The sequence below is a fragment of the Rothia sp. HMSC061E04 genome, from assembly GCF_001813685.1.
Taxonomy (GTDB): domain Bacteria; phylum Actinomycetota; class Actinomycetes; order Actinomycetales; family Micrococcaceae; genus Rothia; species Rothia mucilaginosa.
The window spans coordinates 72,308-95,669 of sequence record NZ_KV813698.1 but is presented as its reverse complement, the minus strand read 5'-3'; the positions used below and the strand labels follow the sequence as shown (position 1 = coordinate 95,669).

Below are 23,362 nucleotides of genomic sequence, written 5' to 3'. Positions count from 1 at the left end.
CTCACGCTGCTCCTACTAACACTGCCGCTACTGACACCGCCGCACCGGTGGTATCTGCACCCGCGGCACCCGCACCCTTGGCACCCGCACGTTAGGCTAGAACCATGACCGAAACCCACACCCACACCCATTCCTACGAGAACGAACACCCCCACGCAGAGAACGAGGTGGCACCCTCCGCCGCGAAGCGCACCCTGGGCAAGCACCGCTTCCGCTTCCTCTACCGTGAACGCCGTGGCAACGTGAACTGGCTGGCGCTGGGTTTCAGCGCCCCGTGGCTGGTGTTTCTGCTCATGCCGCTGGACAGCTTCCTCACCACCCCGGAGCTGGCGCCGGTGCGCTGGACCGGTGTAGTGCTGGTGGCACTTTTCGCGGTGGTGAACTGCTCGGCGTACGCAGTGCCGTGGCTGGTGCCGGTCGCCTCCACGGTGCGTAGAAGCGTTATCTGGACGGTGCTGATGGCACTGCCTGTAGCTGGCCTGACGGCACTGCGGCTTGAGTCGGCGTATGTGGTGTTCTTGTCGTTCAGCATGTACTTTGTGGCGTTCTGGATTTTTGGCACAATCGCCCCGTACCGCCTGCGGTTTGGTGTGGCCGCGACGATTGCCCTGGTCTGCTGGCTAATCTTTATGGCGGGCATCGGTTTTGACGTCACCGCGCACGGCGGAATTGCCCTCTTTATCGGTGCGCCGATGGTGGGCATGCTGGGCTTCTCCTACCTCATTGAGCTCGGTGAACGTGCGGATGTAGCGCGTGCCTCCCTGGCGCTCTCCGAGGAACGTGAAGAGATCGCCCGCGACGTGCACGACGTGCTCGGCCACTCCCTGACCGTCATCACCCTCAAAGCGGAGCTGGCGCAGCGCCTGCTGGAGATTGACCCCGCCCGCGCCGGCGCCGAGATGGAGGCGATTGCGCAGCTGTCCCGTGCATCCCTGGCGGAGGTTCGCTCAACCGTGACGCGCCTGCGTGTGCCCGACTTCTCGGGTGAGATTGAGGGTGCGGGTCGTGCCCTGCAGACCGCCGGTATTCGCGTCGAACTGCCGGAGGCTCAGAACGCGCTCGCGGTTGCTGGTGTGAACGCGAAGCTGTTCTCCTGGGTTCTGCGTGAGGCGGTTACGAACATGGTGCGCCATTCGGGCGCGAATGCGGCGCGGGTTCGTCTGAGCGCAACCGGTCTGGACATCCTCGATAACGGCGTGGGTGTGGGCGATGCCCGCGGTAACGGGCTGACGGGTATGGCTCAGCGTGTGGCGGCGTCCGGCGGTAGTGTGGTGATTGAGGCGGCGCCCGAGCAGTGGCTGGCGGAGAACCCTGGCAGTGGGATGGGTACGCGCATCCGTGTGAGCATGGACGGCGACACCTCACTGCTGTAGGTAGGTGCTGTAGATTGTGGAACTTGGCGCCGTGCCCTGGACGGGAGAGCCACCCGCCCCTGTATGGTGGTGGTAGACAACCTCACGCGGTTGTTCCGCCCGCCGTTATCACCCCGTCTTCACCCCTGGGAGGCTCCCATGATTCGTGTTCTGCTCGCTGACGATCAGCAGCTCATCCGTGAGGCTCTTGCCGCCCTGCTGGGCCTGGAGGTTGACCTGCAGATTGTGGGTCAGGTCGGTAGTGGTGATGAGGTGTTGGGCGCTGTCGCCCTGTTGAAGCCGGACGTGGTGCTGCTGGATGTGCAGATGCCCGGTACTTTGCTGGCTGATGGTATTGAGGCGGCTGCGGCGCTGCGTGATGCGGGTGCTTTGAGTGAGTCGGGTGAGCCGGTGCGTACGCTGATTGTGACGACGTTTGGCCGCCCTGGCTATGTGCGCCGTGCGTTGGAGGCTGGTGCGAGTGGGTTCGTGGTGAAGGATACGGGTGCTCGCCAGTTGGCGGAGGCGATTCGTCGTGTGCATGCGGGGTTGCGTGTGGTTGATCCGTCGTTGGCGGCGGATTCTTTGGTGACGGGTGCTTCTCCGTTGACGGAGCGTGAGGCGCAGGTGCTGCGTGAGGCGGCGTCGGGTAGTACGGCTCAGCAGATTGCCGCAGCGTTGTTTTTGTCGGCGGGTACGGTGCGTAATTATTTGTCGGCGGCGATGGCGAAGACGGGTGCATCGACGCGTCAGGACGCGGTGCGTATCGCTACGGAGAACGGCTGGCTCTAGCTCGATTTTCTGGTCCGTTCCGAGAATTTCAGAGATGCTTTGAAATAAAGAAGTGCTCGTGCACTGTGTAGAGTGCACGAACACTTCTTGTTGAAACGAGCCTCAAAACGAGGGAGCATCTAGGTACCGCTTTTAGATATTGGCGGTGTTCTTAATCCAAGCTGCTTCTTCGGCGTCGAGGGACGCGAAATTAAGCTGACCACTTGCGTTATCGATGGATGAAATTACCCCGGAAAGAACGCCATCACATACGACCGGTCCGCCGGAATCACCGGAAGACAGGGAGCCGTTGAGACCACGACCGTGCAGGTTGCCCAGAGCGGTGCTATCAATCGTGGCGCCGTCGGTCTCTGCGGAGGTCATACGCACCGAGACAGACTTGAGACGCTCCCCAACCTTACGGGGCTTCTGACGTACAGGGGTCTGGTCGCCGTAACCGTAGGCGGTGCAGGTCTTGGTGACGAGCTGCTGGGCGGTGCCCTTGGTACGAATCGGCATTGCGGGAACATGCGCGGTTTCGAGCTCGGGGGAGTGGATGAGCATCATGTCAACGCGGTAGTCGTCCGGGTATTCTGCACGGTCGGCAGTGCCTTCTACACCGTAGATTCGTGCATCGGCGCTGGTTTGTCCGCGTTCGGGGTTGTATGCACCGGTTCGGGAATCGCCCCATCCGACGCGGAGGGTCTTGTGGTGCATGTGCAGGCCACAGTGCGCGGCGGTAAGTACCCAACCGTTACCGATGTGGGTGCCAGTGCAGACCTTGGTGCCGTCGTGTTTGCCCTGGAGCCAGATTTTTACAACGGCGGGGTTATCGGCGTTCTTGCCACGTACGACTGCCTGGGATGCGGGAGCGTTCAGCCCGACGGCTGCGATAGCGAGCGCGCTGGAGGCGGTGAGGAGCTTCTTGAAACTAGTCATTGTTTCTCCATGATGAAAATATTGTATGATTGGTGCCCATTGTTTTCAGCAGGCAGTAAATACTCTACATTAATCTTTATATATTAAGTGAAGCTTGAAGAAATTCCTGGGTTCTAAATTTCTAGTGCTCTGCATTTCAAATGATTTAGTCCAGCCCAGTAACCCTATTTCTAGCACCCAGGGCGGCTCCTGTCCGAACACGGTAGAATGGTAGTGTCTATGCCCGCAGGCGCCCCGCACCCGTTTCTTCCCGAGACTTGCGGTGCCGCGCTTGGAAGCGGGCACCATTTTCGCCCTGTGCCCGCCCGCACCCGCCACATCACTTACGCGGCGCATCCGTGCGTATGGCGGGGTACATGATTCGAAGGAAAACTTGTGGCTCTAACTATCGGCATTGTTGGCCTGCCTAACGTGGGCAAGTCCACCCTGTTCAACGCTCTGACCGGCAACACTGTGCTGGCGGCTAACTACCCGTTCGCGACCATTGACCCGAACGTGGGCGTGGTGAACCTGCCGGATGCGCGTCTGAACCGTCTGGCTGAGATTTTTGGTTCGGAGCGTATTCTGCCTGCGACTGTTTCGTTCGTTGATATTGCGGGTATTGTGAAGGGCGCTTCTGAGGGTGAGGGCCTGGGCAACAAGTTCCTCGCGAATATTCGTGAGGCGCACGCTATCGCCCAGGTGGTGCGTGCGTTTGATGACCCGGACGTCATTCACGTGGACGGCAAGGTTGACCCCGCCTCCGATATGGAGACCATCAACACTGAGCTGATTCTGGCTGACCTGCAGACTCTGGAGAACGCTATTCCGCGTCTGGAGAAGGCTGTGAAGATCAAGAAGGGCGACGCCGCTCAGCTGGAGACTTACAAGGCTGCGCAGAAGATTCTGGAGGATGGTGACACCATCATCTCTCGTGCGAAGGACGCGAAGCTGGAGCTGGCTCATTTGAAGGAGCTGAACCTGCTGACTGCTAAGCCGTTCATTTACGTGTTCAACGCGGATGAGGGCATTCTGGCCTCTGAGGAGAGGCAGCAGGAGCTACGTGACATGGTGGCGCCGGCTGAGGCTGTGTTCTTGGATGCGAAGCTGGAGGCTGATCTGGTGGAGCTGTCTGAGGAGGAGGCTCGCGAGATGCTGGAGATGAACGGTCAGGATGAGTCCGGCCTGGACCAGCTGGCTCGCGTGGGCTTCTCGACCCTGGGTTTGCAGACTTACCTGACTGCTGGCCCGAAGGAGGCTCGCGCTTGGACTATTTACAAGGGTGATACTGCGCCGCAGGCTGCTGGCGTGATTCACTCTGACTTTGAGCGTGGCTTCATTAAGGCTGAGGTTGTGTCGTTCAAGGACCTGGATGAGGCTGGCTCCATGGCGGAGGCGAAGGCTCGCGGTAAGGTCCGTATGGAGGGCAAGGACTACATCATGCAGGACGGCGACGTGGTGGAGTTCCGCTTCAACGTCTAAGCGATAAAACATAAAAGCGGAGCCCCGCACTGTGAACATACAGTGCGGGGCTCCGCCCTATTAACCCTCGCGCGCCACACAAGGCAGCCGCCCGGGTATAAGCCTTATCGACCGGGATTAGTGGTCAGCACCAACCATAACATTGGAAGCCTTAATCACTGCGTAAGCAGTCTCGCCAACCTTCAGGCCCAGTTCCTTAATGGACTCGTTGGTAATCGAAGCGGAGATAACAACCTCCGGAGCGATCTCAATCTTAACGATGCCGTTGGTTGCACCCTCAGTAATCTCAACAACCTTGCCAGCGAACTGGTTACGTGCAGAAAGCTTCATGAAGCCGTGCCTTTCACTCAATAAACGTACAAATGCTCTAGATACTTTACACGCCTTATCTTCTGCATAATGAGCAAAAACCCGAATTTTCGTAAATATTACGCACGAACCAGGCAAATTTTATTTTCGGCTCCATCCACGCCCCTAGAAGACCCAAAAATATAGACTCAAAAATACGTAAATCACCCTGACGAACCCGGAATAAAACCCCACCTCGGGCACGTTAGACATATATAAGGAAACAACAAACCACCCAGATCCATGGAGGGGTCCATGACCATCCGCCTGGAAGAAGATCGCGGAACGTTGGGATAACAAGGAGCCCGTTCCGGCGCGTTCGGAGCTGACCAGCTGGGGTAAGTTCTAGGGTAAATGCTCCAACCCGGTAGAGAAACCTCAGATGCAGTGGAGCCCGCACTGTGAAGGTGCAGTGCGAGACTCCGCTTTATTCTTGTTGGCTTCTTCTGAAGAATCTGACGGATGCACCTTCCTGCCTGAAACCATAGGATGACAAGACGGAAAGCCGTCTTCCGAAGTGGTCGTCTGTGGTGTTGCGGTGACTCTTATCTGGCGGGATATACGGCAATGGTGCGCTACCTATCTATATGTTTGTGATGGATTGTTACGCGCACAAGAAGACCTTTTTTGAACTAAGTGATGCACTGCATAAAATAAAGTTATGACGAAACCGCAGTTGGTGGCGTCTAACTATTAGCACGGCGAAGATGACAGTTTGCACAACCAGTCAGATCAGTTAATGAAGAAAGCTGATTGTGGATGCCACCGAGGGCACCTTGGCTACATTGCTTACTGCATCGTGCATAACCGTTATTAACCATCTCGGATTTTTACGAAAGAGGCTCCAAATGAGCAACAACGCTATCCCCCAGACCGCAAAGCAGCGCGAGCACAACGAGAACAAGGCTGAAGAGACCAAGGAGCCCCGCGGCCCCCTCCAGACCGAGCACGGTGTTACCACCATTGATGAGAGCGTCGTCGCAAAGATTGCTGGCATGGCAGCTCGTGAAATCCCCGGCGTCTACGACATGGGCAACACTGTCCGCCGTGCGTTCAACGCAGTGACCGACCGTATCCCCAACGCTCAGACCAACGTTGCTGGCGGCATTAGCATCCAGAAGGGTGAGACCCAGGCAGCTGTCGAGGTTACCGTAGTCGTCGAGTACGGTGTCTCCATCGTCGAGGTTGCCGACGCAATTCGTCGCAACGTTATCGAGCAGATTGAGGGCACTACCGGTCTTGAGGTTGTTGAGGTCAACATCAACGTTACCGACGTTCACCTGCCCGAGGACGACTCTGACAAGTCCGAGGACACCGACCTCAAGTAACCCGCATCCAACGCCTTAATCTAAGGAGTTCTTATGAAGACAACGCACCTGGCCCTCCTGGTGGGCCTGTTCCTTGGAGCCGTTCTTGCCTTCGGTTCTTTCGGAACGTTCGCTCTGGTAGCCCTGTGTGGCTTTGCCGGATGGGCCGTAGGCCTCTGCCTGGAGGGCCGGGTCGATGTCCGAAGCCTCCTGGCCGGGCGAAAGAAGTGACGATGGTGACCGCGAACCAGCGTGCAAACACGCAGCTAAGTGCTTCCCAGGAAGAACGTTCTTCCTGGGAGCACCGCGGCACCACAACCATCCCCGCGCGACTCGTTGCAAAGATTGCAGCTGAGGCTGCAAACGAAAGTGCGAACGTTGGCTCAAATGCTGGAGGTGTACTGGGAATTGGTACCCGCCACAACTTCGACTCGCGCCCTGAAGCCCAGTGTGAACTCTACGGCCAGGTAGCAGTCCTGCACCTGGACATCGGACTGGTCTTCCCAGCACCTTTGTCCCCCATCATCGAAAATCTGCGCGCACACGTGCGTAACCGCGTTGAGTACCTCACGGGGCTTAGCGTGGGCAAGATTAACATCGAGATATCCTGGCTCAATCCGAGCAGCCACGTTAGGAAGAGCCTTAAATGAGTACACCTGTTCCGAAACTAATTCGTCGTCCCTCGCGAAGTATCCCTAGCATCCTGTTGGCTCTGGTTTTGCTCGCACTGGGGGGACTGGTGGTTTGGCTTGCGGTTCACCGAATGGTGAACGGTGCCTGGCCCGAGTCTATGGTGGGTACCCTCACCGCTATTGGTTCTACCACTCTTGGCTCCGTCACGGCTACCATCTTCGCCATCATCCTGGCGGTGTGCGGTCTGACTATGATCATTGGCGCTGTGTGGCCGGGAGCTCCGGATCGTGTGGAAATTTTCCCCGACGATATTCCCGGTCAGACTGTCGCAAAGCGCCGAGACTTGGCTAACCTCATTCAGACCCAGGTTGAGCAGATTGACGGCGTCCACTCCGCTATCGTTACCGCTAACGGCTCCCGCGTAGACGTTGTTGTCCATAGCGTCTTGGACGACCTCGACCCCGTGCGTGAAGCTGCACGGAAGAAGACTGACGAAGTTCTAAAGATGCTCGCACCCGTGGGTATTGCACGTAGTCGCGTGCGGATTAAGCATATTAGCTAAAGGAGATACGAATATGCGTTCAGTTTCTGGTGTTTTGAACAGAACTGTTCTGGCTACCTTTGGGTTTCTCCTTGTAGTAGCGTCCGTTTGGCTTTTAGCCTCAGGTTTTAATGCTGGTCAGGTTTGGCCGGAAATTGCACCTTTCCTGGCCTCTGCACAGGACCCGGTAGCTAGCTTTATCGGACCCATGGTGCACACACCGTGGTTCCTGCCTGTAGTAGCACTGGTATCAGTACTTATTATCCTTGCCGGCTTGTTCATGCTGGTTGCACAGGTTCCCCGTAAAGCTGTTGCATCCCCTTTGAAGTTTAGTGGTTCTGAGGGTGTGCTAATGGCTACTTTGGCACCTGAGGTTCTGGCGCAGGCTCTGTCTGAGCGTGCTCAGGAAGTCCCCGGTGTGGAAAAGTGCGCTGTCTGGGCTACTGGCTCCCCGAAGAGCCTGTGGGTTCAGGCAGAGGCTACTGTCTCTCAGGGGTGTGAGGTTGAGTGGGCTATTGCTGAACTCAAGAACCGACTTAATAATGATGTGGCAGTATCTTTCGGCGCGAGCCCCAAGCAGATTGACGTTCTAGTACGGCTGGAGCGTTCATCGAAGTCGCGTAATGTCTCCGAATCTGTAACTGGCCATCATGCACCCGAAATCACGGGAGAGAGCATTGGCGCATAACCCTCAGAGCGAGATGGCGCCGGAACCTCAAACCCATCAGTACCCCACCGCGCAGCTGAGCGCTCTGTCTGAAGCAACGCAGGACGAGGACCGATACCTTGTCCTGCGTGCTCAGGACGGAGACATTGACGCCTTTGAGAAGCTTGTTGAGCGTTATCAAGGGCGTCTTTTTCGCTCTGCATATATGATTGTTCGGAACCGTCAGGACAGTGAGGATATCGTTCAGGATACCCTCGTCCAGGCTTGGCGTAGCCTTCATCTAGTTCGGGAACCGGCAGCTTTTCGTGGCTGGATTATGCAGATTTGCACTAATAAAGCTACTAGTATGGTGCGTAAGCGTCAGCGTCGTGCCACGGATCCTTATGATGCAGAAGGGCTCGAAGGTGTGAGCGCTGCGGCTGAGATGATGTCGAGCAGTACCGCTGACCCGGCTGATTCCAGTGAAGTTAATGCGCAGATTCAGGCCCTTGCCAATCTTTTGGCGTCCGTGGAACCTGAACTGCGTATAGTATGGATTCTTCGAGAAATCGATGAGATGTCATACGAAGAGATTGCCAAGACACTGAACCTGACAGTTTCGACCGTCCGTGGGAGGCTGGCACGAGCCCGTTCTCTCGTCATACGCCTGATGAAGGAGTGGGCTTGAGTAACGCCAAAAACCTCTCAAATAAGGTCCGGCACTCAGCAGCGTCGGCAAAATCACTCTTGCGCTCGCACGAGCAGGACGACGCGGACACCCAGGAATATCTGAGTCTTATCGCCTCCATCCACAAGGAATGGGACCGGCTAGAGGCTATGGGAAGTACCTCGGTTATGCCGCGGCCCCGTTCCATAATGGACGCTATTATCGCTGAGACTCGTCACGGTGCTCAGGTGGAAATGCCCGATACGGATTTGGGTCCCTACAGCATGTCTGAGTTTTCGCTGAGGGCGCTTATTCGCCGCGCTGTAGACTCAGTACCCGGTGCACGTTCCTTGCGTTCTTCTTTTGAGCACGCACCGTCAAGCGAAGAGCATCGCGGTCTGGGGGTTCCGGAGGTTGTATCCTGCCGAATCTCGGCTCACGGTGCCGTTGAAAGCCTACCGCAACTGGCCCAGCAAGTCCGCGAAGCCGTCCGCGAAGCCTGCGATAAGAACCTGGGAGTCTCCCCGACAGTCAATGTACATATCGAGGATATTCATCATGACGACTAACTTCTCTGCCGCCGAGCTACTTCGGCTGGTCACAGCCATTCCCGGAGTACGAGGAATCGAACCTGGACTGGGTAGCACCCTGAAAGTAATTGGTAGCCGCATGCCGCAGGCCCGATTTGGTGTAATCGTTGAATCAGGCTCGCGCCAAGCTACTATTGAGGTCGGCATTGACGAATCCAGGCCGGTCAAAGATATCGTACGAGATATCCAAGAGACTGTCATTCGTTCGCTGTCTCAAGCGCAGCAACACGACGAAGAGCAATCAAACTCTCAAGCCTTAGACTCAACCAGTAGCGATGACGACAATACCCCGCAGGTTAGGGTGAGGGTCCAGTCCCTCCTGTAGGGGGTCTACCTCAGAAAGCAACGGAGCCCCGCACTGTGTGTACAGTGCGGGGCTCCGCCCTATTAACCCTCGCGCGCCACACAAGGCAGCCGCCCGGGTATAAGCCTTATCGACCGGCACGCCCCCGCACTCACCCTAAAAGACCGGCAAAAAACAGCCCCACACATGCGGCTCACACCCGCCAAATGGTATAGTCAGCACGAACGCGAGAATCCTCGCACCCTCCACCGTCGCACCCCGCCCTCGCTGACGCGCACCCACACGCCGCAGCACCACCGCAGTAACACCGCGGAAACAGAGGAGCGGCGCATCCGCACAGATCGAAGAAGGAACCATGAGCGAAAACCTCAACGAAATCGAAGCACCCGCCTGCCCCGAATGCAGCGAAAACTACACCTACGAAATGGGCGAACTCTGGGCATGCCCCATGTGTGGCCACGAATGGGAACGCACCGCAGCAGGCGAAACCGAAGAAGAAGCAGGCACCAAGGTTCTCGACTCCGTCGGTAACGAGCTCGTCGACGGCGACTCCGTCACCATCGTCAAGGGCCTGAAGGTCAAGGGTGGCGCAGACATCAAGGCAGGCACCAAGGTGCGCGGCATCCGCCTGCTCGAATCCCCCGTCAACGGCCACGACATTGAGGCGAAGGTCCCCGGCGCAGGCCAGATGTACCTGAAGTCCTCCGTCGTCAAGAAGGCATAACCCAAGGCGATATAAGCCAAGAAGACATAAAACGCCTCCTGCGAGGCGCAGAAAAGGCGGCACCTCCCGCACTAGCTCACGCTAGGGGAGGTGCCGCCTTATGCTCTATAAAATTGCTTAGGTTTTAAAAGAAATTGGCAAATATCTCTTTACTTTTTACCGGTCAAGCCCATGTACAGGGAAATGGTCAGCATTGCAGCAATAATTGAGATAATCCAGCGGATCCAGTCAATGCCGCTAGTGTCTGCAACACCCAGCTGGGTCGCTGCCCAGGTACCGATAGCTGCGCCGACAGCACCGCAGATAATGGTCCAAAGAATCGAAATGTTCTGGCGGCCTCGCATAAAGAAGCGTGCAAGTGCACCAATAATTGCGCCGGTAATAATGGTGCCAATAAAAGTACCCATTGTAATCTCCTTGGGTTTATATATCTGCCACTGTGGCAGATAGTATGTTGTTTTCAATTATACGTAAATATGATGTAAGAAGAGCTTATAAGAGCTTTTATTAAGCTAAAAGCACCTTAGTGTTTTATCTCTAAAACACTAAGGTGCTTTTCTCATCAATGAGATGAGTGTCGAATGTATCGAATGGTGATTTTATTGACTACTTCGACTTACGCCAAATCTTCAGAGCGCTACAAATCAGCGGCAGTTGCAGGGGCAGGCGACCGTACGCAATAGCCTTACGCTGAGTGGACTGGTTACGCGCATCCAGAGCCATCTGAATGTTCGCGGGGAATACCGCAACAAACAGCAGAGCCGCCAGCAGACCACCGGCACGGCGGGTCTTATCATTAGCCAGCAGGGCAGCGGTGCCCATCTCAGCTACACCCGAACCGTGAGTGTACGCGTGGGCAGGACCCGGCAGGTACTTCGGCACAATCGAGTCGAAGGAATCCGTGATGATGAAGTGCAACGCACCCATCACAGCGAGGGCACGAGCCATACGAGTAGCCGAGCGCTCAGCGCTGTACTCTTTCTTCTTAAAAATACTCATGCTCCCATTATGCGCCCGTCAGGGGCTTATTCCCCGCCTCAACGATGCGCTGAACCGCTGCGTGTTTGACTGTCTAAAATGCGGACTAGGCACGTCAAACAGAAAAACGTTGTTCAAAAGCAGGTAAGATAGGGAGCAACGGCACCACGTGCGGATGACGCTCCGCCTGCCCTCATTTTTAGGTGAGTCGCAAACGGAGTAAAACACCGGGTGCCTACCGGAACAATCAAAGGAGTTATACCGTGAAGAAGATCCTGTGCATCGCTATCCTGGCAGGCGCCGCATACTTCGGTTACAAGAAGTTCGTTGCCTAAATAGCTAGCCCTCGGGCACTCTACATATCCTTAAGCAACGAAAACCCGCCGTCTCACATATGCACCATATGCGAGACGGCGGGTTTCTCGTACGCCCAGTTTGTGCGCCCCAAGCACGTAGCCTAAGAGTTATAGCTCGGAGGCGGGGTACCTTCCATATCGACTTGGTTCTTTGCCGGGTTCCAAGTGAACTCAGCAGTCGTGCTACCACTCGCGCTAGCGGGAGCTTCGTCTTCCTTCATGTAACGGTAGGTCACACGAATCGAGCTGTCCGAGGTGCGGGTAATCACCGGAGAGAACGAGTACGGCTCATAGGTTGCGGTACCAATGAACTTGCCGCGGTGGAACAGCAGAATGTGGTGCGCCATCGAGGAGATGCAACATTCCTTATGAGAGCTTCCCGGAATAGCGTCAATCCAGGACAGCTCAGCACAGGAATCATAACCCTCGTAGTCTTCTGAAACGTTCGTCCACTGATCCCACTTGCTCTTATTCTTCAACTCGCGCAGAGCCTTAGACACCACGGTCGATGCAGAATCAGACGCGCAGGTGGAGTCCTTCTTCGACTCAGACTTAGCCTCAGACCTGGAATCCGACTTCGACTCGGATGCGGTCGGCTCAGCATGAACCGTAATCGTCACCACCGACGGCACCGGAGCAGGCGACGAAGCACTCGGGGTAGCGCCCGCGGATGCGCTCGGGCTCGCCGACGGGGTCGGGAACAGTGCTTGAGTGGAGGTCGCGCTCGCGGAGGCAGAAGCGCTGCCAGAAGAAGACACTACGGTACCCGAAACAGCAGAATCAGTGCTTGCCGAGCAGGAAGTGACAACAAGAGCTAGAGCGGCGCCCAACGCGGGTAGAGCCAAAGCGGTACGGCCGGTGAAACGGCGGCGATTAGAAGACATGGATACTCCTGAAGATGCGCGGCAGCGCGCATCAGTGCTGGTCAAGAAGTGAATAGTGAACTCGTCCAGTATAGGGAAAAGATGCGGGCACGTGGTGCGCACGGTCAGTGCCGTTCGTTACCGTGGCATGGGCGAGTATCTGCCCGGCCCAAACCCCCGGCCCAAACACCCAGCACCAAAAACCGGCTAGCAGACCTTATCGTCCGTCAGATAATGCACCAGCCAGGCGCGCCTCGCGGTCGCAATACGCGCCGTAATCCGCGGAAAAACCCACAGACTAATCGCGCCCTGAGCCCACAAAATCAGCGAAAACAGCAGCGGCCGGAACGCAACATCGCGCGGATCCACGCCGGGGTTGAGAAGGCGCGCGAGCGCATCCGACAGGAAAATCGACGGGAACATCAGCGACATCAGCACCGTACCCAGCACCCAGCCCGGCCCGAAACAGAGCAGAACCCAGCGGGCACTCATCCGCAGGTTCTTGCGGTGCGCCCAGCGGAACTGCCAGCCGCGCAGACGGTACGGATACATCACGCCCAGAATCGAGCCCAGGGACACCACAATAGCCGGCACCACAAAGAACGACAGGGACATCATGAGCGTGGGGGGCAGGTTCTTGTCCTGACTGTGCAGAATCAGCGTCAGCAGAGTGCCAGAAACACCCGTGATCAGACCGATTGCAATAGCCTTCGTGCGCACGAACAGGTGCAGGGCGTGCGGGTCACTACTGCGCAACGCACGCAAGGCATGCTCCTCATCGTGGCCCATCAGGTTAGTTGAGGTGACGTCCGCAACCATCCAGCCGACCATCACCAGCGCAAAACCAGCCGGGCCCTTAAACTCGCTAAACAGCCACGAACGCCAGACGTCCGGGAGCAGGTACCAGCAGATTGCCGCCAGCAGGGCGTTACACATGAGCGTCTGCGTTTCCACCGGGAGGGGGCGCGTGAACATGCGGCGCAGCTCAGCGCGCACACTCGGACGGTACGTATTCTGCGGATCAACGAGGGCGCGACCCACCACCCGCTGACGGCGCAGGTCCTGACGGAGTGCCCTGAAATTCGTCACGGGATGCGCCAGCGGCGCAAGGCGGGAAGATACGTGCCTCAAAATGCTCACCTGTCCATTGTAGAGATGCCGCTGAGGCGAAGCGGCACCGCAGAAAATCAGCTATGCGGAAACTCTGCCCGCTAGTGCCTGTGTCCCCTTGCACACCCGCCCTATCCGGGGGACAATGAAGGCATGGCTGAAGTAACTCTACAGAACGAACTCGTAATCCACACCAACGGCGACCTGCCCGCAGTCGGCGCAAAGCTGCCCGAATTCTCGGTTCTCGCGGCTGATCTCTCCGAGATTTCCTCCGCAGACTTCGCAGGTAAGAACCTGGTGCTGAACATCTTCCCCTCCGTCGACACCAGTGTTTGCGCAACCAGCGTCCGCACTTTCAACAAGCAGGCTGCAGGCCTGGAGAACACCGTCGTGCTGTGCGTCTCCAACGACCTGCCCTTCGCAATCGGCCGCTTCTGCGCAGCCGAGGGCATTGAAAACGTCGTCACCTCCTCCGCTTTCCGCTCCTCCTTCGGTGAGGACTTCGGCGTGAAGCTGATTGACGGCCCCCTGGCTGGTCTGCTGGCACGCTCCGTGCTTGTCGTGAACCCCGACGGTGAGGTTGTCTACACCGAGCTGGTTCCCGAAACCACCAACGAGCCCAACTACGAAGCAGCCCTGGCAGCTATCAAGTAAGCTAAGCTTGGTACGGGAGCCGGACGCAAGCCCGGCACCCGCGTAGTACTTCCGTCAGGGACACCTGGCGGTACACAGCACAGCAGATACTGAACGTCTACAGCGCATGATCTGGGGTTCACCCACACATGCGGCTGGCGACAGCATAACGCCCCGCCCACCCGGTATTTCGGGTGGGCGGGGCGCTTTACTATATCCAGACTTAGTGCGCGATTTAGACTTAGCGCGGGATTCAGACTTAGTGTGCAGAGTCGCCGGGATGAGCGGGAGTGTCGGCGGCTTCGGCAGTTTCGGCGGGGTCCTCATCCGCGACCAGCATATGCTCCGGCAGGGTGCCGCGGCGCTTAGCCACCACAAAACGCGACACCAGCAGCAGAATGTACACCACCATCGAAATCAGCAGCATTGACTGCGGCGCCACCAACAAACCAACCGCCGCAGACACACCTGCGATAGCCGCAGTGGTATGGTCTTTTGAACTCTGATAGGCATCGATAGCGAGCACCGCAAAAAGCGCAGTCATCACAAAATCCACGCCCTTGAGCTCACTCAAGAAACTTGCACCCAGCACGTAGCCGAGCGTAGCGCTCGCTAGGACGCTCAGGTGCAGACCCGCGTGAATCAACAGGATGCGGGAGGCACGAAGCTTATGGCGGTCCGGTCCGGTGTTCAGCGCGTATGCCTCATCGATGAGGGTGTACACGGTGTAGAACTTCGCCAAGCCGCCACGCACACGCTCAATCGGGTAGGACAGACCGTACATGAGGTGGCGTGAGTTAATGAGCAGAGTCATCACCGCAATAGAGAGCAGCGAGGCATGATTCGAGATCATGTCGATCAGCACGAACTCTACGGAACCGGCAAACACCAGGAGCGGCAGCAGGGGAGCCACCCAGAACGGCAGACCGTAACTGTGCACCAGCACGCCCAGACCAATGCCGACAAAGAACAGGCCCAGTATGATCACGCCGGCAACGCGAATCGCCTCGGCGAAGCCACTCTCGCGCGGCTGCTGAGGCTCCTGTGCATCGGGGGAGGTTGGCGCCTCCACCACGGGAATCATGCCGGTTAGCGGAAGGGCGGAGGCAATAACATGCTCAACCTGCTGCTGGCTCGCCTGATGAGGCTCGGGCTGAGAAGAAACGGCGGGGGAAGAAACAGACTTCTTAGAGATGCTCATTGTATCCCCCTAGAAAACCCAGTTAGCCAGCACAACGCAGGTGACGGTACCCGCCACCATACTCAGCACCATATTCTTACGCCACAGGTGAACCGCCACGGTCACCACCAGACCCGCCAGGTACGGTGCCGCCGTAGCGAACGAAGAATAATCAATCTTCGCCACCGCATAGATGGCAAGCAGCGCGACTGCGCCGAGCGGAATCCAGTGGCTGAGCGCATCCAAAAGTTCGGAGCCAGCCAGTGCCTTCTTCAAACCGAAAGGCAGCAGGCGCAACAGAAAAGTAATAACCGCAGCAACAAGTATTGCCGCAAGAATATAACCGGTGGTCACTTCACTATTCATGAAGATTTTCTCTTTCTGCACATACTCAGCGAAAGAACCCTGAACAAGGCGTGCGGGTGAAGCCCTGAAAAGCATCCGCGAAACCTGAAAGCATCCGCGAAAAGGGTAGGGAGAGCCCAGCCGAAGAGAGGCTGGGTGCTAAGTAGTGCGGTAGGTATGTGAGTTGATGAAAGCCGCGAAACATGGAGGCGGAGGGCCGTTCCTCCTGCACGAGTTTTTCTGCGTAAATTTTCAGCGCAAGTTTTCTGCGCGGGTAGTTGTGCGCGTCAGTAGTTCTCGTGCGTGACCTCGGGTGATGCCGCTCCCGGTGCGGTGTTACTCCGGGGCGGCACAGCGTTCTGCGTCGCTAGTTTCCTTAGCGGTGTCTTTCATCTGAGTCATGGTGTACCTTCACCTCTGGGAGCCTCCGCGCAGGTTCGCGCGGGAGGCATCTTAGTAATCCTAGAAATAGAAAGAGGGGAGAGCGAAGCTCCACTCATCTATCCTAACCGGTTTCGAACACGTATGTAACGTTCTTATCGCTGTGTGGAAGCGGGGGCATCAGCGGTAGCGGCGCTTTCAGCCTCAGCCGCTACCTCATGCGCAGCACGATGCGGCAGCGTACCGCGGCGCCTCGCCATCGGGAAACGCGCCAGCAGCAGCACCACATACGAACCCAACGCCACCACCAAGAACGAGGACGGCGCAAAAATCAGCGCAGCCGCAGCCGAAACCGCCACAAAGAGCGCCGTCACACGATCCGGGTTGGCGCGGTAGCCGTCCATCGCAAGAACCGTGAAGATAGCCACCATCACGAAGTCCACGCCCTTCAGACTGCTGAGGAAGCTCGCGCCCAGCACATACCCGAGGACTACGCTCAGAACCCACGACACGTAAATCAGCACGTTCACCCACAGAATGCGCGCCCCCGAACGCTCATTACGGTCGGGACCGGAGTTAACCGCGAACGCCTCATCGCAAAGAGTGTGAATCGCCAGAGCCTTAGCCCAGAAACCCTTCACATTGTGCAACGGGTAGGAAAGACCGTACACCAGATGGCGCGCATTCACCAGGAACACCGTCAACGCAATCGACGCTAGGGGCGCGCCACCACTGACCATGCCCACCATCAAAAACTCCACCGAACCGGCAAAAACTAGGGCAGATAGCAGCGGCGCAGTCCAGACCGGCAGGCCGTGCGCGTTGAGGATAATACCCAAACCCAAACCCAGCACAGCGATACCGAGCATCACCACGGAAGAATCCGCAACAGCCAAGCGGAAATCATTCTGCGTGCTCGTACGCTCAGCGCTGGGGGTCTGTGCCATAAAAGAGTTCCTTGTATATGTTGTGCTCTTCAAAAAATCTACTGTGTGCGTGAGGGACTTCGAAGCTCCGCCGCGGTTTTCCAGTGTATAGGAGCAAGCGGTTGACCGACGAGAAAAAGAGTCCGGGAATAAAATATGAGAAACACGCTTATAGTGAGTGACACTAAACAATGCGGCGCTGAATAACCTAGCGACCGCGCAGACAACCCGAAAGGAACCTCAATGGCCGAGCAGAACAACGCTGAACAGAACAACAGCGTGCAGAACAACGCCGAGCAGACTGTAGAAGAGCAGAAGAAGGTGTACTCGCGCCAGCAGGAACGCCGCGAACTCGACAACTACCGCCAGACCAAAATCGAGCGCATCGACCGCCTGCGCTACCGTGCATACGGTGCCAACGGCGCAACTCTCGACTTCGGTGTGGGCGAGGGCCTGCTAACCCCCGTCGAGCTGCTGCTCGCCGCGATTGCCGGCTGCTCCTCCGTAGACGTGGACGCGGGCACCTCCCGCCGCTCCACTCCCGAGGTGTTCGAGGTGCTCGCCTCGGCGCTGAAGCAGACCGAAGACGGCGCGGTGCGCCTCGACGACGTTGAGGTGGACTTTGATGTGCGATTCCCCGCCGATGAGCAGGGCGCCAAAGCGCAGAAGATGGTGGACCGTCTGATTCAGCTCAGCGAGCAGAAGGACTGCACCGTTTCTCGTACCGTGGAGCACCCCACGAACGTTTCGTTCCACAACCTGGCAGACTAAAGCCGGGTGAGCTGAATAGATCGGGTGAATTAGCCCGATAGGGAACCCTCCTGTACCGCTTGTATTGAGATGGTACGGGAGGGTTTTTCTGTGTTTTTGTGGTTTTGGGGTGGAAAAGAGTCTAAAAAGCGAGTAGGATTGACCCTCAGATTAGGAAAACTTACGGTACGTAAGAAATCCTTAAGATTGAAGAATTTCTTGACCCAGGCACAAACCTTCGGCGGCACAGCCCGCAGCAAGACTAGACTGGACACCAGACTAGACCGCTAGCAAACGCACGAAACAATAGCCTCAGAAAGAAGACCTGACATGGCACAGCCTACAGAGACTTCCGGCGCTGCATCGGAAGCCACCCCCGCAGAGGGTGAACTGAAGCGAGGCCTCTCCGCCCGCCACATGCAGATGATCGCAATCGGCGGCGCAATCGGCACCGGCCTCTTCGTCGCCTCCGGTAAGACCATCTCCACCGCAGGCCCCGGCGGCGCAATCCTCGCCTACGCCCTCATCGGCGTCATGGTTCTGTTCCTCATGCAGTCCCTCGGTGAGATGGCCGCGCACCTGCCCGTCCCCGGCGCATTCCAGACCTACGCGGCACGCTACGTGTCCCCGTCCTTCGGCTTCGCCATGGGCTGGAACTACTGGTTCAACTGGGCGATTACCGTGGCCGCCGAGCTCGTCGCGGTCGGTGAGGTGATGAGGTACTGGTTGCCGGACGTGCCCTCCTGGGTGTGGGCGGCAGGATTCCTCGTGCTACTGACCGGTATCAACGCCCTCTCGGCACGCTCCTACGGTGAGAGCGAGTTCTGGCTGGCCACCATCAAGGTCGTCACCGTGGTCGTCTTCCTCATCGCCGGTATCGCCATGATTTTCGGCATCCTGGGCGGTAGCTCCCCGGGCGTTTCCAACTGGACCGTGGGCGAGGCACCCTTCGTTGGTGGCGCACCCGCCGTGCTCGCCATCTTCATGGTGGCAGACTTCTCCTTCCAGGGCACCGAAATGATTGGTGTGGCTGCGGGCGAATCTGAGAACCCCCGCCGCGACGTGCCCCGCGCGCTCACCAGCGTGTTCTGGCGCATCATGCTCTTCTACATCGGCGCGATGGTCGTCATTGGCTTCCTGATTCCTTACTCCGACCCGAACCTGCTCACCGCAGCGGACGGTAACATCAATATCTCCCCGTTCACCCTCATCTTTGAGCGTGCGGGTATCGCTTTCGCGGCAGCCATCATGAACGCCGTGATTCTCTCCGCAGTGCTTTCTGCGGGTAACTCGGGCCTGTACGTTTCGGCTCGTATGCTCTTCGCGCTCGCGCAGGAGGGTAAGGCGCCGAAGATGTTCACCCGCATCAACTCCGGTGGTGTGCCCATGAACGCACTGCTGGCAACCGCAGCAATCGGCGCGGTCGGCTTCATCGCCGCACTGCTCTCCCCGGATGGCGCGTACCTGTGGCTGGTGAACGTGTCCGGTCTTGCCGGATTCATCACCTGGGTGGGTATCGCCGTGGCTCACTACCGTTTCCGCCGCGCATACCTGAAGCAGGGCAACAGCCTGAAGGATCTGCCCTACGTGGCGCCGTTCTTCCCTGCAGGCCCAATTATCGCCTTCCTCATGTGCCTGGTCGTTATTGGCGGCCAGAACTACGAGGCGTTCCTGAGCGGTGACTGGGCTGGTGTGCTCAGCTCCTACATTGGTCTGCCCGTGATTATCGCGGTCTGGCTGGTGCACCGCGTGGTCACTCGTGACCGCCTGATTCCGCTGGAGCAGATTGACGTGAGCGGCATTGATGTTAAGGCTTCGAAGTAACGCGAACGATTGCGCCAGCTGATTGAATGAGCTGATACGTGAAGAGCCGCCGGTTCCCCTGATTGAGGGGAGCCGGCGGCTCTTCGCTATCCGCGGTTTACATCGGGCGGGTGGGCTAGACTATGCGCCCCGCAGCTCTTAGGAGCGGCGGCGCGAGCGCAGAACGCTCAGGCCAAGACCCGCACAAATCGCGACAACGCCAATGCCAACAATCACGCCAACACTGGATGCGCCGGTGTTCGCCAGGGTAGCCTTCTTGGGGCTGTCCTTTGCCGGGGTGTTCTTTGCCAGCGTGTCCTGAGCCGAGCGGGCGGTCACCGGAGCCTCCTGAGCGGGCTTGCTCTGAGCTGGCTTGCTTTTGGGATGCGCCACGGTTGCGTCCTCCAGCTTGTCAGCGTTCGGGGTCTTATCGGCAACCGGCTCCGGAGCGACAGTTGCTTCCGGCAGCGCGGGAACCGTCGGCGCATCGGTGGGGTTCACGCCAACGGTTGCTTCCGGCAGGGGTGCTACGGTCGGCGCGTCGGTCGGGTTTACACCGATGGTTGCTTCCGGCAAGGGCGCTACGGTGGGTGCATTGGTGGGGTTCACGCCCACGGTTGCTTCGGGCAGGGGAGCCACCGTCGGAGCATAGGTCGGAACCGCAGAAACCACGGCCTCCTGCGCGAAAAGCTCAAGAGGCTTCTGAGCATCAAACGAGCCGTACTCAGCACCCTGAACGCCAGCCGCCATAGTGCCCGCAATGTACTTGTGAGAGGTATTCAGCGTCGCCGCAACATTCGCTGGGACCTTCACCTCCGTCTCAAAAGCACCGTTGTGAATCTGCGAAGCAGGTACGGTCACCTCAGCCACGAAACGCATACCCTGCTGGGGAAAACGACCGGGAACCCACACATTCGTATCAGACACCACCACGCGCACACCGTGCGGGGTCGCCTCACCGGTGTAGCCGGTACCGCGCACCTTCAACACGGTCTCACCCTTGGTGTTCAGACGCGGTGAATCCACCTGAAGAACCGGCGCGGCGCTATCCTTCACAACGTCCATGCGCAGCACCTGACCGCCACCGTAACCATCAACGATGATATTAGCGACGAAGCTGTAGTTCTTCGCCGGGTCAATCAGTCTACCGGGAACCTAATGGGTCGCAGTCGCCGTGCCATCCTTGAACGGGCCCTCAACGCGCACCGTCTGAATCGGGTTCAGAAACGGGAAACCCCTATGGTTTGCCTCGTGCAATGCCGGGGCGAAAGCGGCAGTTTTCGCGGGCAGTTTCGATGCCTTGAACGTAATCTTGTTCAGACGCAGGGCGGTCTTCAGCTGACGGGTATTGGTCTCAACCTTGTAGTTGTAGACCGTAATAACCGGCGGGTTATCCGGATCCGGGGTATTCGCTGCCGCAACAGAAGGCAGAGCGCACAAGCTCAAGGATGCGGCAAGAAGAACAGAAGCGCCGGCGCTACCGTAGCAGCGGGCGCGAGAAGAGTTAGCCATCATGAAGTTCCTTCTACATGAGTGATTGAGTGATCCGCGCTCTTCCTGTATCGCGCCAAGTCGAGTGCGTATACGGTACCGCGACATCGCGGTTAAATACACCGTAACACGCACCTAAACGCATGAACCGGACATAAGATAACTCGCCGAAATATTACGTAAAACCAACGCCTACAGGGCGCACAATAGGGCGGATGAATAAGACATACACGCACAGCGCCGGCTGGAGGATACGGAAATGCTAGGGTAGAAAGATGCCCACGCAGAAGAACCCGCAGAACCGAGTAGAAGTAGCCCCGCCCGCCCCGCCCGCCGAACCCAACGCTACTGAGCACAGCGCCATCGACAGCACGCACCGCGTCGTAAACGTGTGCGCTGTAGCAATCCGCAACTGGGACGGGCTCGTACTCACCGTGCGCAAACGGGGCAGTGACGGGTTCATGATGCCCGGCGGCAAACCCGAACCGGGGGAGACCCCGCTGCAGACTGCCTGCCGCGAAGTGAGCGAAGAAATCGGGCTCACCCCCGACCCCGACCGGATGCACCATCTCGGACTGCTAGAGGCCGCCGCACTGAACGAGGCAGGCTTTACGGTGCGCGCCGAAACCTTCGAATACGCCCCCACCGATGAGCAACACGAGCAGCTGGCTACGCTGGTGCCGCACGCTGAAATCGCTGAGCTGCGCTGGGTCAACCCCGCCATGAGCAGCCCCTCCGATTCTGCATTGCAGGCACCCCTGAATACCGAGCAGATTTTCCCGCTGTTGGCACGTACCCCGCTACCGTAACCACCGCGCTACCCTAACCACTGCGCCCAACGTGCCCCTGAACTGGCGGGCGCACACATGAGGTACACAGGTGCATCCGGTACCCTCAACACAGCAACATCTATCGCGGGTAGAACGCATAGAGGCGCTCCACCCCGGAACCCCCCATACACCCCAAGGAGAACCATGAAGAAGACTGACTACAACCTCGCCGTCTACTGCGGTGCACGCTCCGGCAACGATCCGCTCTTCACCACCCGTGCCCAGGAACTCGGCACCCTCTGCGCCCAGAACAATATTGGCGTGGTCTACGGCGGCGGCCGCACCGGCCTCATGGGCACCGTCGCGGGCGCAACCCTGGACGCCGGCGGCGTGGTCTACGGCGTAGTCACCCACAAGCTGGTCGGCCTGGAGGGCGTGTACCCCGGCCAGACCACCCTCGACATTGTGGACACCATGCACCAGCGCAAAATCGCCATGATCGACAAGGCTGACGCATTCGTCGCCATGCCCGGCGGCCCCGGCACCCTGGAAGAGTTCTTCGAGGTGTTCAGCTGGCAGTTCCTCGACATCCACTCCAAGCCGGTTGCGCTGCTGAACGTGAGCGGCTACTGGGATAAGCTCATCGACGCGATGCACTACATGGCCTCCACCGGCCTGCTGAACGAGCGCTACCTGGACGAACTCATTATCGCGACCACTCCCGAGGAGCTGCTGGATGCGCTCGCCAAGGACCTAGAGCGCCGCGCCGCCGAAAAGACCAACGCAGAAAGCTGAACTGCCATGGCCAATACCCTGCTACTGACCTACTTCGGACCGTTCCCCGGCGTGCCCGTCAACCCCACCGTGGCGCTCGCAGAAGGCTCCGTGCGGGCGCTGAATACCGCCCGCCCGGACCTGCGCGTCGTGGCCTGCGAGCTGCCCGTCAGCTACAACGGTTCTAGCACTGCACTGCGCACCGCCCTGCAGGATGTGCAGCCCGATGCGCTCATCAGCCTGGGCGTGGCGGTTGGCCGCGACGTAGTCAGCCTCGAACAGGTCGCTATCAACCTGGACTCCGCCGGTATTGAAGATAACGACGGCGACCAGCGCTGCGATGAGCCGATCGCTCCGGGCGGTCAGGAGGCATACTTCTCCTCCCTGCCGGTGCGCGCCAGCTTTGAGCGTCTGCGTGCGGTGGGGGAGCCGGTTGAGATTTCGTACACCGCCGGAACCTACGTGTGCAACCACGTGTTCTACGAGGGTCAGCGCATCAGCCGTGAACTGGGTCTGAGCATCCCCGCCGGATTCGTGCATGTGCCCGCAACCTGCGCCGACGGCGAAGAGACCACCGAAGACACCGGCATGACCGCCCACCGTGACGCCGGTGGCGTGGTGCGTGACGAGCAGGGCATCCCGCAGCTACCCGAATCCACCGTGGTGCGCATTATTGCGGAGGTCGCCTCCGACACCCTGCCCGCCGTGAACTAGTAGCA

28 protein-coding genes are annotated in these 23,362 nt (G+C 58.3%); 17 read left to right on the top strand and 11 right to left on the bottom strand.

Features of this window, described 5'->3' with window-relative positions; genetic code table 11:
• Positions 1-104: 104 nt before the first annotated feature.
• Positions 105-1,373: a sensor histidine kinase gene (locus HMPREF2927_RS03280; RefSeq protein ID WP_070685488.1), complete on the top strand. Its 1,269-nt coding sequence runs from the start codon at positions 105-107 to the stop codon at positions 1,371-1,373.
• A gap of 138 nt (positions 1,374-1,511) precedes the next feature.
• On the top strand, positions 1,512-2,144 hold the full coding sequence (locus tag HMPREF2927_RS03275) for a response regulator transcription factor (protein WP_070685485.1): 633 nt from the start codon (positions 1,512-1,514) through the stop codon (positions 2,142-2,144).
• A gap of 132 nt (positions 2,145-2,276) precedes the next feature.
• Here HMPREF2927_RS03275 and HMPREF2927_RS03270 read toward each other — a convergent pair whose 3' ends face one another.
• Positions 2,277-3,062, bottom strand: a complete 786-nt coding sequence (locus tag HMPREF2927_RS03270; RefSeq protein ID WP_070685482.1) for a trypsin-like serine protease — start codon at positions 3,060-3,062, stop codon at positions 2,277-2,279.
• Positions 3,063-3,437: 375 nt separating this feature from the next.
• Here HMPREF2927_RS03270 and ychF point away from each other — a divergent pair, with 375 nt between their 5' ends.
• Positions 3,438-4,523 (top strand): redox-regulated ATPase YchF, encoded by a 1,086-nt coding sequence (gene ychF, locus HMPREF2927_RS03265; RefSeq protein ID WP_070685479.1) that lies wholly within the window; start codon positions 3,438-3,440, stop codon positions 4,521-4,523.
• A gap of 117 nt (positions 4,524-4,640) precedes the next feature.
• Here the strand turns inward: ychF and HMPREF2927_RS03260 are convergent, their stop codons facing one another.
• Positions 4,641-4,853, bottom strand: a complete 213-nt coding sequence (locus HMPREF2927_RS03260; RefSeq protein WP_005505155.1) for a TOBE domain-containing protein — start codon at positions 4,851-4,853, stop codon at positions 4,641-4,643.
• An 866-nt stretch (positions 4,854-5,719) separates the two neighbouring features.
• Between HMPREF2927_RS03260 and HMPREF2927_RS03255 the strand changes: the two genes are divergently transcribed.
• The 8 genes from HMPREF2927_RS03255 (at position 5,720) to HMPREF2927_RS03220 (ending at position 10,283) form a co-directional block, all read left to right on the top strand.
• Positions 5,720-6,199, top strand: coding sequence for an Asp23/Gls24 family envelope stress response protein (locus tag HMPREF2927_RS03255; protein WP_070685476.1), 480 nt, complete (start codon positions 5,720-5,722; stop codon positions 6,197-6,199).
• A 212-nt stretch (positions 6,200-6,411) separates the two neighbouring features.
• Complete coding sequence (locus tag HMPREF2927_RS03250) at positions 6,412-6,828, top strand: Asp23/Gls24 family envelope stress response protein (RefSeq protein WP_070685473.1); 417 nt, start codon at positions 6,412-6,414, stop codon at positions 6,826-6,828.
• A complete protein-coding gene (locus HMPREF2927_RS03245) occupies positions 6,825-7,373 on the top strand; it encodes a DUF6286 domain-containing protein (protein ID WP_070685470.1) in 549 nt (182 codons plus the stop codon). Before HMPREF2927_RS03250 ends, HMPREF2927_RS03245 begins: the two co-directional genes overlap by 4 nt.
• 331 nt (positions 7,374-7,704) lie before the next feature.
• Complete coding sequence (locus HMPREF2927_RS09235; protein WP_233992282.1) at positions 7,705-8,040, top strand: hypothetical protein; 336 nt, start codon at positions 7,705-7,707, stop codon at positions 8,038-8,040.
• Positions 8,030-8,686 (top strand): RNA polymerase sigma factor, encoded by a 657-nt coding sequence (locus HMPREF2927_RS03235; RefSeq protein ID WP_233992283.1) that lies wholly within the window; start codon positions 8,030-8,032, stop codon positions 8,684-8,686. Before HMPREF2927_RS09235 ends, HMPREF2927_RS03235 begins: the two co-directional genes overlap by 11 nt.
• Positions 8,683-9,234 carry an Asp23/Gls24 family envelope stress response protein gene (locus HMPREF2927_RS03230; RefSeq protein WP_070685461.1) on the top strand — a complete coding sequence of 184 codons (552 nt, stop codon included), beginning with the start codon at positions 8,683-8,685 and terminating at the stop codon, positions 9,232-9,234. The genes HMPREF2927_RS03235 and HMPREF2927_RS03230 overlap by 4 nt, the downstream gene beginning before the upstream one ends.
• Positions 9,224-9,580 carry a transcriptional regulator gene (locus HMPREF2927_RS03225; protein WP_070685458.1) on the top strand — a complete coding sequence of 119 codons (357 nt, stop codon included), beginning with the start codon at positions 9,224-9,226 and terminating at the stop codon, positions 9,578-9,580. The genes HMPREF2927_RS03230 and HMPREF2927_RS03225 overlap by 11 nt, the downstream gene beginning before the upstream one ends.
• A 334-nt stretch (positions 9,581-9,914) precedes the next feature.
• Entirely contained in the window at positions 9,915-10,283 is a 369-nt protein-coding gene (locus HMPREF2927_RS03220) for a zinc ribbon domain-containing protein YjdM (RefSeq protein ID WP_070642857.1), read from the top strand.
• A gap of 149 nt (positions 10,284-10,432) precedes the next feature.
• Here the strand turns inward: HMPREF2927_RS03220 and HMPREF2927_RS03215 are convergent, their stop codons facing one another.
• The 4 genes from HMPREF2927_RS03215 to HMPREF2927_RS03200 all read right to left on the bottom strand — a co-directional run bounded on the left by HMPREF2927_RS03215 (position 10,433) and on the right by HMPREF2927_RS03200 (position 13,569).
• The gene (locus HMPREF2927_RS03215; RefSeq protein WP_044150247.1) at positions 10,433-10,690 is read right to left on the bottom strand and encodes a GlsB/YeaQ/YmgE family stress response membrane protein; all 258 of its coding nucleotides are present in this window, start codon (positions 10,688-10,690) and stop codon (positions 10,433-10,435) included.
• Between the two features lie 199 nt (positions 10,691-10,889).
• Positions 10,890-11,282 (bottom strand): DoxX family protein, encoded by a 393-nt coding sequence (locus HMPREF2927_RS03210; protein WP_070685456.1) that lies wholly within the window; start codon positions 11,280-11,282, stop codon positions 10,890-10,892.
• A gap of 436 nt (positions 11,283-11,718) precedes the next feature.
• Positions 11,719-12,501, bottom strand: coding sequence for an LppP/LprE family lipoprotein (locus HMPREF2927_RS03205; RefSeq protein ID WP_070685453.1), 783 nt, complete (start codon positions 12,499-12,501; stop codon positions 11,719-11,721).
• A 186-nt stretch (positions 12,502-12,687) separates the two neighbouring features.
• Entirely contained in the window at positions 12,688-13,569 is an 882-nt protein-coding gene (locus HMPREF2927_RS03200; protein WP_141754870.1) for a hypothetical protein, read from the bottom strand.
• A 174-nt stretch (positions 13,570-13,743) separates the two neighbouring features.
• On the opposite strand from HMPREF2927_RS03200, the gene tpx reads away from it, so the two are divergent.
• Positions 13,744-14,244 (top strand): thiol peroxidase, encoded by a 501-nt coding sequence (tpx, locus tag HMPREF2927_RS03195; RefSeq protein WP_070685449.1) that lies wholly within the window; start codon positions 13,744-13,746, stop codon positions 14,242-14,244.
• A 238-nt stretch (positions 14,245-14,482) separates the two neighbouring features.
• Here the strand turns inward: tpx and HMPREF2927_RS03190 are convergent, their stop codons facing one another.
• From HMPREF2927_RS03190 to HMPREF2927_RS03180, 3 genes are all read right to left on the bottom strand, one after another.
• Positions 14,483-15,424 (bottom strand): AzlC family ABC transporter permease, encoded by a 942-nt coding sequence (locus tag HMPREF2927_RS03190; protein WP_070685446.1) that lies wholly within the window; start codon positions 15,422-15,424, stop codon positions 14,483-14,485.
• Positions 15,425-15,433: 9 nt separating this feature from the next.
• Entirely contained in the window at positions 15,434-15,769 is a 336-nt protein-coding gene (locus HMPREF2927_RS03185) for a branched-chain amino acid transporter permease (RefSeq protein WP_070685902.1), read from the bottom strand.
• Positions 15,770-16,284: 515 nt separating this feature from the next.
• The gene (locus tag HMPREF2927_RS03180) at positions 16,285-17,076 is read right to left on the bottom strand and encodes an AzlC family ABC transporter permease (protein WP_070685443.1); all 792 of its coding nucleotides are present in this window, start codon (positions 17,074-17,076) and stop codon (positions 16,285-16,287) included.
• Positions 17,077-17,298: 222 nt separating this feature from the next.
• Here HMPREF2927_RS03180 and HMPREF2927_RS03175 point away from each other — a divergent pair, with 222 nt between their 5' ends.
• Positions 17,299-17,826, top strand: coding sequence for an OsmC family protein (locus tag HMPREF2927_RS03175; RefSeq protein ID WP_210399823.1), 528 nt, complete (start codon positions 17,299-17,301; stop codon positions 17,824-17,826).
• Between the two features lie 309 nt (positions 17,827-18,135).
• The gene (locus tag HMPREF2927_RS03170; protein WP_070685440.1) at positions 18,136-19,629 is read left to right on the top strand and encodes an amino acid permease; all 1,494 of its coding nucleotides are present in this window, start codon (positions 18,136-18,138) and stop codon (positions 19,627-19,629) included.
• A 138-nt stretch (positions 19,630-19,767) separates the two neighbouring features.
• On the opposite strand, the gene HMPREF2927_RS03165 is transcribed toward HMPREF2927_RS03170, so the two are convergent.
• Together HMPREF2927_RS03165 and HMPREF2927_RS09230 are read right to left on the bottom strand one after the other, a co-directional pair.
• Positions 19,768-20,673, bottom strand: a complete 906-nt coding sequence (locus tag HMPREF2927_RS03165) for an LPXTG cell wall anchor domain-containing protein (RefSeq protein ID WP_246827346.1) — start codon at positions 20,671-20,673, stop codon at positions 19,768-19,770.
• Between the two features lie 90 nt (positions 20,674-20,763).
• Complete coding sequence (locus tag HMPREF2927_RS09230) at positions 20,764-21,123, bottom strand: hypothetical protein (protein ID WP_246827344.1); 360 nt, start codon at positions 21,121-21,123, stop codon at positions 20,764-20,766.
• Positions 21,124-21,374: 251 nt separating this feature from the next.
• Here HMPREF2927_RS09230 and HMPREF2927_RS03160 point away from each other — a divergent pair, with 251 nt between their 5' ends.
• The 3 genes from HMPREF2927_RS03160 to HMPREF2927_RS03150 all read left to right on the top strand — a co-directional run bounded on the left by HMPREF2927_RS03160 (position 21,375) and on the right by HMPREF2927_RS03150 (position 23,357).
• The gene (locus HMPREF2927_RS03160; protein ID WP_193389288.1) at positions 21,375-21,908 is read left to right on the top strand and encodes an NUDIX hydrolase; all 534 of its coding nucleotides are present in this window, start codon (positions 21,375-21,377) and stop codon (positions 21,906-21,908) included.
• Positions 21,909-22,073: 165 nt separating this feature from the next.
• Complete coding sequence (locus HMPREF2927_RS03155) at positions 22,074-22,664, top strand: LOG family protein (protein WP_070685437.1); 591 nt, start codon at positions 22,074-22,076, stop codon at positions 22,662-22,664.
• A gap of 6 nt (positions 22,665-22,670) precedes the next feature.
• The gene (locus HMPREF2927_RS03150; protein WP_070685434.1) at positions 22,671-23,357 is read left to right on the top strand and encodes a pyroglutamyl-peptidase I; all 687 of its coding nucleotides are present in this window, start codon (positions 22,671-22,673) and stop codon (positions 23,355-23,357) included.
• Positions 23,358-23,362: the final 5 nt, after the last annotated feature.

Bases quoted from the DNA above. Each gene is read 5' to 3' on its own strand.
- HMPREF2927_RS03280 (WP_070685488.1), top strand. From the start codon at position 105: ATGACCGAAACCCACACCCACACCCATTCCTACGAGAACGAACACCCC.
- HMPREF2927_RS03275 (WP_070685485.1), top strand. From the start codon at position 1,512: ATGATTCGTGTTCTGCTCGCTGACGATCAGCAGCTCATCCGTGAGGCT.
- HMPREF2927_RS03270 (WP_070685482.1), bottom strand. From the start codon at position 3,062: ATGACTAGTTTCAAGAAGCTCCTCACCGCCTCCAGCGCGCTCGCTATC.
- HMPREF2927_RS03260 (WP_005505155.1), bottom strand. From the start codon at position 4,853: ATGAAGCTTTCTGCACGTAACCAGTTCGCTGGCAAGGTTGTTGAGATT.
- HMPREF2927_RS03255 (WP_070685476.1), top strand. From the start codon at position 5,720: ATGAGCAACAACGCTATCCCCCAGACCGCAAAGCAGCGCGAGCACAAC.
- HMPREF2927_RS03250 (WP_070685473.1), top strand. From the start codon at position 6,412: ATGGTGACCGCGAACCAGCGTGCAAACACGCAGCTAAGTGCTTCCCAG.
- HMPREF2927_RS03245 (WP_070685470.1), top strand. From the start codon at position 6,825: ATGAGTACACCTGTTCCGAAACTAATTCGTCGTCCCTCGCGAAGTATC.
- HMPREF2927_RS09235 (WP_233992282.1), top strand. From the start codon at position 7,705: ATGGCTACTTTGGCACCTGAGGTTCTGGCGCAGGCTCTGTCTGAGCGT.
- HMPREF2927_RS03225 (WP_070685458.1), top strand. From the start codon at position 9,224: ATGACGACTAACTTCTCTGCCGCCGAGCTACTTCGGCTGGTCACAGCC.
- HMPREF2927_RS03220 (WP_070642857.1), top strand. From the start codon at position 9,915: ATGAGCGAAAACCTCAACGAAATCGAAGCACCCGCCTGCCCCGAATGC.
- HMPREF2927_RS03215 (WP_044150247.1), bottom strand. From the start codon at position 10,690: ATGGGTACTTTTATTGGCACCATTATTACCGGCGCAATTATTGGTGCA.
- HMPREF2927_RS03210 (WP_070685456.1), bottom strand. From the start codon at position 11,282: ATGAGTATTTTTAAGAAGAAAGAGTACAGCGCTGAGCGCTCGGCTACT.
- HMPREF2927_RS03205 (WP_070685453.1), bottom strand. From the start codon at position 12,501: ATGTCTTCTAATCGCCGCCGTTTCACCGGCCGTACCGCTTTGGCTCTA.
- tpx (WP_070685449.1), top strand. From the start codon at position 13,744: ATGGCTGAAGTAACTCTACAGAACGAACTCGTAATCCACACCAACGGC.
- HMPREF2927_RS03190 (WP_070685446.1), bottom strand. From the start codon at position 15,424: ATGAGCATCTCTAAGAAGTCTGTTTCTTCCCCCGCCGTTTCTTCTCAG.
- HMPREF2927_RS03185 (WP_070685902.1), bottom strand. From the start codon at position 15,769: ATGAATAGTGAAGTGACCACCGGTTATATTCTTGCGGCAATACTTGTT.
- HMPREF2927_RS03180 (WP_070685443.1), bottom strand. From the start codon at position 17,076: ATGGCACAGACCCCCAGCGCTGAGCGTACGAGCACGCAGAATGATTTC.
- HMPREF2927_RS03175 (WP_210399823.1), top strand. From the start codon at position 17,299: ATGGCCGAGCAGAACAACGCTGAACAGAACAACAGCGTGCAGAACAAC.
- HMPREF2927_RS03170 (WP_070685440.1), top strand. From the start codon at position 18,136: ATGGCACAGCCTACAGAGACTTCCGGCGCTGCATCGGAAGCCACCCCC.
- HMPREF2927_RS03165 (WP_246827346.1), bottom strand. From the start codon at position 20,673: ATGGACGTTGTGAAGGATAGCGCCGCGCCGGTTCTTCAGGTGGATTCA.
- HMPREF2927_RS09230 (WP_246827344.1), bottom strand. From the start codon at position 21,123: ATGATGGCTAACTCTTCTCGCGCCCGCTGCTACGGTAGCGCCGGCGCT.
- HMPREF2927_RS03160 (WP_193389288.1), top strand. From the start codon at position 21,375: ATGCCCACGCAGAAGAACCCGCAGAACCGAGTAGAAGTAGCCCCGCCC.
- HMPREF2927_RS03155 (WP_070685437.1), top strand. From the start codon at position 22,074: ATGAAGAAGACTGACTACAACCTCGCCGTCTACTGCGGTGCACGCTCC.
- HMPREF2927_RS03150 (WP_070685434.1), top strand. From the start codon at position 22,671: ATGGCCAATACCCTGCTACTGACCTACTTCGGACCGTTCCCCGGCGTG.